Raw genomic sequence first — 8,250 nt, 5'->3', positions numbered from 1 at the left:
CGGAGATAACTTTAAGGTCTTCGCTGTATAGTCCGTATTTCTCGAAATTTGATCTATGTATGAAGAAGGCCTGATGACATAAAAAACCGGCAAATAAATCATAAATTGCAAACCGCCAATCACGACCTTTGTATGATGTGTCTGCTTCTAGCTTTCCTCGGACTTCCATATAAAAATTTCCGCAGATAAAAGGTTCGTGGGGATCATCATTGAATATATCATGGAGGACATTCTCATTGTGTAAAGCATCTCCCGAATTAAGAAAATATAGATATTCGCCTTTAGCCTGTCGGATACCTTTATTCATAGCATTGTAAATACCACTATCTTTTTCACTTACCCAATAGCTGATCTTGCTTTTATATTGGTTTATTATATCGATGCTACCATCTGTAGACTCGCCGTCAATAATGATAAACTCAAAGTCGGAGAAAGACTGTGAAATAACACTTTTGATGGTCTTTTCAAGTCCCGTTTTGTCGTTTAAATTGACAGTTATAATTGATAGTTTCATAATTTACTTCCGCCTCGATTTTATTAAGAAAGGATTTAAGAATACCAACTTCTGATAAAGTGATAAGACTGTCGCCGCTTTACGTAGGCTATAACCTTTTGCGTAATATATTTGTATTTTGTACATTCTCTTTATCCGCTCAATGATTGTTCTCTTATAGCTTCCGTTTGTATATGTATTAAACTCGTGCAATAAATAAACCATCCAGGCTGTTTGATTTAGAGGTTTTAATGTAGAAGACACTCCTCCCAAATGCTGTCTATATACCGCCATATAATCAGGGAGAAATTTAATCTTACCCGATAATGACACAATCAATTGAAGAGCGTAATCTCCGTTTTTTACTGTATAGTACCAGTCCGGTGTTTTATGTGCATCTTTACGAAAAAGGATAGAGGCCGTAAGTAGCCCCCAATCTTTTTGAATAATATCCGTTGTAGTCAATACATCCCGCTCCATCTCTATGTTTTCATCCAAATGTCCACACATCAAAGTATGTACCTTATGGGAGCACATTGCAAAATCGGGATTAGTCTCCATAAAATCAACTTGCTTTTGCAGTTTATAAGGGTCAGTCCAATAATCATCGCCATCACAGAGTGCTATATATTTTCCATACCCACTATTTATATTGTTTATCCAGTTGAGCATCATTCCCTGATTGGTCTCGGGTAGTCTTAATCGTATAATGTCGGGGTATTTCTTTTGATACTCTATGCAGATAGCACGGGTGTTGTCTGTACTGCAATCTTCACCGATTACCAATTCGAAAGGGAAGTCAGTTTTTTGCATAACAACTCCTTCTATAGCTTCCGCTATAAACTTTTCATGATTATATGTAATCATGGAGACGGATACGACTATGTTTTGTTCTTTGTCAATCATAGAATAAAGGTGTTCAGACTTTTAAAAAGGTGACAAAAGTAACAGGTCTTATGTTGTTAATTTTTATTTGTATCACAAATCAGCTATTTATCACATTTATTATCCTCTCCATATCCTCTTCATCATATCGATGATCGCAAGGCAAAGGAAGCAAGTAATTGACTATCTTATATTCGGCAGAGTCTTTTTCTACAAGTCCTAGTGTTTCCTTCCAATATGTAGATACATATATTTTGTTATCAATCAGCTTCTTTCTTAAATTAGGGTTTTCTGAGTAGAACATATAACTCAGCGGGCAAGTATCTGAGGGAAAGTTATCATATTCAAACTTATTATCTTTTCCTAAGACAGAATGCAAATAGTTGAAGTTCCTTATTTGTCTTTCTTTCAGATTTTCGTAGTCTATGTTAGACAATAATGCCGAAGCAAGATTCGACATACGCTTTATTGGTTGACCAACAAGGCTTGCGCAGTAGTCAAGATAATCCTGATAGGCTGCACTGGCATTACCATATTCTATCCGTTTCATCAAATGTGTCATGTGTGGAATAGAGAAGTCTTGCTCAAGCTCCTCATTCAGAAAAGTATCTGTATAGAGATAAGCACCGTCGGGAAGACCTAAAAATTTACGAGGAGAATATATCGTGTCGATACCTTCGTAAGGTTTCGAAAAGAAAGCATGTGTATTATCAACTATCAATTGTTTTCCAAACTTTTTAACAAGCTGCAAAACAGTACAACACTTTATGCCGTAAGTGTCGGAATAAAAAAATACTTCATCTTCTTTTAACTCCTTATCGAAGATAGGATTAAGCCGGAAATCTACAGAATAGAATTCAGATTCTATTCCTAACTTCTTTATAGGTTCCCAGATAACTTCAGAGTTTAAGTAAGGAATATATATCTTTTTATATTTCTTTGCTCTTAATATATATTCAAGACAGTTGCGAGCAGTATTTAGCTGTAATGCTCCTTTATGATAATGTTCCCCTTTACGAAGTTGAAGTTCGAAGTATCCTCCTATCTCTTTCATGTCTTTAATATTTTCTATGAAGTATTACCTGTGATTAAAAAGCCTTTTGCTTCTTCAATAACGTTAGATTAATTTGTATTCATTTAGCATATCTTGTATCTCAGCCAGGCTGTTGAACATCATAACGTCTATAATTGACAGCCAAGGGATAAAATCATTGTTAAATTGTTTATAAGTAACAAGATTGGACGATAAGAAACGGAGGTTTATTCCCTCTTTCTCGAAATCCTTTGGCTGGTACAGTTCTTGTCCGCCAATTGCATTATAATAATCTTCTGCTCCTAGAGTTTTGCATATAGCAATCACCCTATCTTGTCCCGCAAGAGTCTGATCAACATCGATGGTAGATGAAATAATGATTTCAGTATGAATATTCAGAAATTTACAAACTTCTTTTATTGAATTATAAATATATAAGAAAAGATTTTTCTCTTCGTAGTTGATAATATCCTCCACAATTGGCATCACCTGCTCAAAATAAGGAGCCTTGCGATATGATTCTCTTATTTGATTTATTAATTTCCTTTTATCGAAAGAATCAGCTACAGAGCGATCTTTTATATCCAAATAGTCGGAGTCTTTTTCTACCGATATTGAAATAAGTGTATCTTTATTGTTTTGTAGGATGCGATTACGGTTGATCCATCCTTTTTTTGTATATTTTGCATTATCGTATATTACATACTTATCTACGGCATTCAATAGCTGAAAATAGCCAATGTATGGCATAAAATAAGGCTGCATTATTCCTAAAATCATTTTTCCCAGGGTTTACTTTTAATTAACTCACATATTTTTCTCACTTCTTCAAACTCCAAGTCTGCATACATCGGTAAGCATACAATTTCTTTGGAAACTTGTGCTGCAACAGGCAGATTGCTAACACTGGCAGAAGGCAGTCCTCTATATGTCGGAAAATCACTGATAAGAGGATAGAAATAGCGACGTCCGAATATATCATACTCCTGTAACTTGAAGTACAGGTCGTCACGATTCATGCCATAATCGGCAGTATTTACTCGTATTGGGTAATAAGGGTAAGTGTGCTCTACTCCTTCACCAACAGTCATATAAGTGATACCTTTTACTTCTTTCAGTAGGCTGTCGTACAGTTTAGCCAGTTCCAGACGTTTAGCGATATAATTGTCTACATGTTTCAATTGCAATGAGCCGTAAGCTGCTTGCAATTCGTTCATCTTGGCATTGATACCGGGTTCGATAACCGTAGTTTCGTTCCTAAACCCAAAGTTCTTTAATAAATCGATACGCTGTTTCGTCTTTTCATCCTGACAAACAATTGCACCTCCTTCTATTGTATTGTACACCTTTGTTGCATGGAAACTGAGAATAGATAAATCCCCCCAATTCATAACCGACTGTCCATCTTTTTTAACGGCAAAAGCATGTGCTGCATCATATATCACACGTAGACCGTACGTGTCTGCTATGCGTTGTATTTCTTCTACATTACACGGATTACCATAAACATGCACCGGCATGATGGCTGTTGTCTTTGGCGTAATGGCCCCTTCTATCTTTTCGGGATCTATATTATAGTTCTTACTATCTATATCTACAAATACAGGTTTGATGTTGTTCCACCACAATGAATGTGTTGTTGCAACAAAGCTAAATGGAGTGGTGATAACCTCACCTGTAATGCGTAAGGCTTGCAATGCGGTTATTAATGCCAGTGTCCCGTTGGCGAAAACAGAGATATGCTTAATACCAAGATAGTCTGCCAATTCTTTTTCGAACTGTTCATGAAACGGACCGTTGTTTGTCAACCATTTATTATCCCATATTTTTTGAAGATAAGGAATAAATTCATCCAAAGGTGGAATCGCCGGTTGGGTAACCATTATTTTTTTGTTCATAATCTTTTACCTAATAAGTTTATTGTATAAGTTTCTAATCCATAAAGGAGTAAAGCTCTTTAGTCTGCCTCTGAAAGATTTATCTCCGTAAAGCAAAATTTCGAGTCTCCGTTTATGTTTTGTGAAGGTTTCTGTATAGTTATAGTTCAAATACTTATCGTATTCATTAATCAGCTCGATAACCTTAGCGAACTGGTCTTTTTCGTCCATTCGCGACCATTGTCCGTTATCATGTATCCTATATGCCGAAGTTACTTCTTTGAGATATACCAAGGGAGCAAATTGTCCCATATACATCCCTAGCATCCAATCGGCTATTTCCATATCAAACAGTTTTGGGTCTAATTGCTGTATATATTTTCCTCTGAATACGCAACAAGACAGGTTTCCTATGCGGTTGCCCAATGCCAACTGATCGGTAGTGATCAGCTCATAGTCTGTATCAAGAGTCCAGTCAAATATCTCTTCTCTGTCTTGATCTTCAAACAGGCGTATGTGCCTGTTGTAACTCATCGAGGTGTTTGGTACCCTTTCCAGATGATTGATATGATTTTCCAGATGAGATGCCTTCACCCAATAATCATCACCTTCCATAATGGCAACGTATTCTCCTGTACATGCCGCAAAAGCTTGTTGGTAATTGCGTATATATCCTAGATTTTGCGTTTTATGTAAATATTGGAAGGCTAATTTCGTTTTCGACTCATACTCTTTTATAATCTCTACAGTATTGTCAGTAGAGCAATCGTCGGCAATAATAATCTCCACATCGTGAGATGTTTCCTGCATTAGAATACTCTCCAATGCCGGACGGATATAATTGCTGTGATTGTATGTGATGAGTATGATATTTATCTTCATATTTTGTAAAACTCTGTTCTTTAATTTTATACAATGGTCTTTTCTCTGTAGGAATACAGTTATGAAAAGAGTTTTCTAAATACTTTTTGTACAAAACGGAATGGTTTGTATATCATTCTACCCAATTTATATTCAGGGGTATGATAATGCCAGTAAAGTTCTTTATTGTATGTTTCTGCTTTAATTCGATCTCTAACAGGATTTAAATACTCAAGAAACAAAGGTATATGATTCTTGAACATTTGTAAAAGCATTGCATCATTTTTCTCTGTTTCACGGAATATGCGCATCGATCGTGAAACTTCTTTTATCCTATAATAATAGTGAAAGTCATTAAGTTTTATAACCTTATCATTCGGTTTGATCAACGAAAGGTAGAAATCCCAATCCTCTATACCGTCAAACATATTCATATTGTAGCCTCCGGCTTCAAGAAAGTCAGATTTTCGGAATATGGCTGAATTGTAGATTTGATTCTGCGTTAGCATTTTTTCAAATACAAAATCAGGATTTATCTTTTTTTCATTTACATCGCCAAATAATACAGTATCACTATATATAAGCTTTATTGCTGGATCTTTTGTAAATGCTTTTATTGCTTCACTAAAATAATGGGCTCCCAACTTATCGTCTCCATCTAAAGGAACGATATATTCTCCAATAGCCCGATCAACTCCATAGTTTCTGGTATCACAAACCCCGCTGTTTTCTTTCCAAAAATATTTGAACCGCTTGTCTTTTTCTATCCATTGCTTTGCAACATCTTCCGTATTGTCAGGAGAACCATCATTAACCATAATACACTCCCAATGAGGATAATCCTGGTCGAGAAGTGATTGTAGTGCTTCAGGCATATATTTAGCCTGATTATAGCACGGCATGATAACGGATATGATAGGGTTCATAATATAAAGTTTATAGTTTAAGCCATTTTAGTAAACCTAGCTTCTTTAAGTATTTTACACTCATAGATGTCTTCAATTTATATAGTTCCTGTTTTTTCTCTATCCAGTCTCTATACAAAGTATTGTAGAGAGGATAAGAGTGAGCTATATGTTCGTTGCGCTCATCTATAAGCAATTGCTTGTTTGAAGCATTCGAACTGATTCCATCAATATAGAAAGTCGAAAAACAACCATTAATATGTCTGTATGTACAACTTAGCTGGCATATAGCATCCATAAAGAAAGCCCAGTCTGACGTTATCTTCTTTTCTTCCGAATAGTATCCATACCTTACCAAAAGTTCTTTTTTTATAAAAGAAGCTGTATGTGGCAAAGTATCTTCTGCAAAATATTTGAAATCAGGATGATTGGGATATTGCTTTATATAGCTTGTATTTGATAAACTATCAGCAATCTCCATATCAAAATATACAATGTCTTCTCCTGTAACTTGGGATATAATCGATTGTAAGTCACAGTTCTCTTTTATTACATCTCCGCTATTTACGAATAATATATATTGCCCCGTTGCTTGCCTGATTCCTTTATTCATAGCATTATATATGCCAGAGTCTGGTTCGCTGATCCAAAAGTTTATTTTGCTTTCGTATTTTTTTATAACATCAATACTTCCGTCGGTAGAATTCCCATCAATAACAATATATTCAATGTCATACAGATCATTAGAGATAACGCTGTTAATCGTTTTCTCTAACCCTGCGACATTGTTATAATTAATTGTTATAATAGATACTTTCATCTTTTTATAAGTCTCGATATTAATCTTTTGAGTTCGTAATAAGCAACCATCGGGCGTTTTTTTATAAACATTGATAAGATATCTTTGTTTACAGAATTCGAGTATGAAAACTTTAATTTATATGATTGCCATTTGTAATACCACCTCTTACTATATTCTTTTCCTAACTTCAAATGTAGTCTTTTTGCTATAATTTCGGAAACTTTATACCCCTCTAATATTCCCAGTCCTCTGTCTTCAGATTTGTTTGATACATTTACCGAATGTGTTCTAAAATAATTTAGATACTCTTTTACTTCAGACACAGTTATATTTCCCTCACCGCTAAAGCTACCCCATAATAACCAGTCACCACAGTATTTGAAATTTACAATCCTATTCCACAGGTTTTCGGCAATTGCATCTTTCTTGAAAACCACCATGCTCGCATTACAAATAGGGTTACTATATAACAAATAGTTTTCTGTGAACTGATTGATATCCATCGAATAATCTGGTAGGATAGGAGGTTGATCCATTACTGTATTATTCTCTTTGTCAACGATTGTTGTAAGAGAAAAGCAGAGTGCCGAGTTATATTTAGAAATAGAATCCATTATTTTCTCAAGAAAAGTAGGATCTGCATAATCGTCACTTTCAGCAATCCAGATATATTCTCCCTTAGCTAATTCGATACCTCTCTTCCATTGTTTGAATGTAGAGCCGGAATTAATCTTATTGTATATGATATGGGATATATGAGATACATTTCGGTATTCTTCAATTACATCTCTGCTATTGTCCGGTGAACAATCATCCAAGATTATCAGCTCAAAATCCTGATATGTCTGATTTAATATTGAGTCAATACGTTGTCTCAGATATGGAGCATGATTGTATGTAGGAAGGATAACGGAAATCATAATTAATTTTTAGAGAGAATCTTTTTGAAGAAAAAATATATCTTTTTCTGAATTTTAATCATAGGATTATTTTCATATCTGCCTGTCTTTTCTTTTAGGATATGTTCACTATATCTTAGATCATCAATCGTGTCTAGTAAATATTGGTAAGTTCCAAAATTATTCAGATACAAATCGATATGCTTCTTAAATACGTATTTAATTGTATTTAGCAAGATTTCGTCATTTCTAACAAAGGTATATATCATAGAGTCATTCTTTATTCTATAATAAAAGCCTGTATATTCTAACTTATATACCTTTTTGTTAGATGTTCCAAGTAGGTGAATCCAAAATTCCCAGTCTTCCCATCCGTTTTTCATATTTGTATCATAACCTCCAATTCGTATCCAATCTTCTTTTTTATAAAAAGCAGAGCAATAAATCATATTTGCTCTTAAAAGAGTTTTTAAATTATATTCAGGAAGAGCCCAA

9 protein-coding genes and 1 pseudogene are annotated in these 8,250 nt (G+C 34.7%); all 10 read right to left on the bottom strand.

Annotated features, from left to right (window positions below):
- The coding region (locus LDB17_RS03480) for a glycosyltransferase family 2 protein (RefSeq protein ID WP_393924885.1) at positions 1-514 on the bottom strand (514 nt) is incomplete at its 3' end.
- A 3-nt stretch (positions 515-517) separates the two neighbouring features.
- Entirely contained in the window at positions 518-1,399 is an 882-nt protein-coding gene (locus LDB17_RS03475; RefSeq protein ID WP_252638684.1) for a glycosyltransferase, read from the bottom strand.
- Between the two features lie 79 nt (positions 1,400-1,478).
- Complete coding sequence (locus LDB17_RS03470; protein ID WP_252638685.1) at positions 1,479-2,432, bottom strand: hypothetical protein; 954 nt, start codon at positions 2,430-2,432, stop codon at positions 1,479-1,481.
- A gap of 63 nt (positions 2,433-2,495) precedes the next feature.
- Positions 2,496-3,191, bottom strand: coding sequence for a WbqC family protein (locus LDB17_RS03465; RefSeq protein WP_252638686.1), 696 nt, complete (start codon positions 3,189-3,191; stop codon positions 2,496-2,498).
- Positions 3,188-4,309, bottom strand: coding sequence for a DegT/DnrJ/EryC1/StrS aminotransferase family protein (locus LDB17_RS03460; RefSeq protein ID WP_252638687.1), 1,122 nt, complete (start codon positions 4,307-4,309; stop codon positions 3,188-3,190). Before LDB17_RS03460 ends, LDB17_RS03465 begins: the two co-directional genes overlap by 4 nt.
- Before the next feature lie 6 nt (positions 4,310-4,315).
- Positions 4,316-5,170 carry a glycosyltransferase gene (locus LDB17_RS03455; RefSeq protein WP_252638688.1) on the bottom strand — a complete coding sequence of 285 codons (855 nt, stop codon included), beginning with the start codon at positions 5,168-5,170 and terminating at the stop codon, positions 4,316-4,318.
- A gap of 59 nt (positions 5,171-5,229) precedes the next feature.
- Entirely contained in the window at positions 5,230-6,075 is an 846-nt protein-coding gene (locus tag LDB17_RS03450) for a glycosyltransferase (RefSeq protein ID WP_252638689.1), read from the bottom strand.
- Between the two features lie 10 nt (positions 6,076-6,085).
- Positions 6,086-6,874 (bottom strand): glycosyltransferase family 2 protein, encoded by a 789-nt coding sequence (locus LDB17_RS03445; RefSeq protein WP_252638690.1) that lies wholly within the window; start codon positions 6,872-6,874, stop codon positions 6,086-6,088.
- On the bottom strand, positions 6,871-7,776 hold the full coding sequence (locus LDB17_RS03440; RefSeq protein ID WP_252638691.1) for a glycosyltransferase family 2 protein: 906 nt from the start codon (positions 7,774-7,776) through the stop codon (positions 6,871-6,873). The genes LDB17_RS03445 and LDB17_RS03440 overlap by 4 nt, the downstream gene beginning before the upstream one ends.
- 2 nt (positions 7,777-7,778) lie before the next feature.
- A pseudogene (locus LDB17_RS03435) lies at positions 7,779-8,250 on the bottom strand (glycosyltransferase family 2 protein); the annotation flags it as partial.

Source organism: Dysgonomonas sp. Shenzhen-Wh21 (assembly GCF_043392705.1).
Taxonomy (GTDB): Bacteria; Bacteroidota; Bacteroidia; order Bacteroidales; family Dysgonomonadaceae; genus Dysgonomonas.
This window is presented reverse-complemented; position numbering and strand designations above follow the sequence as displayed.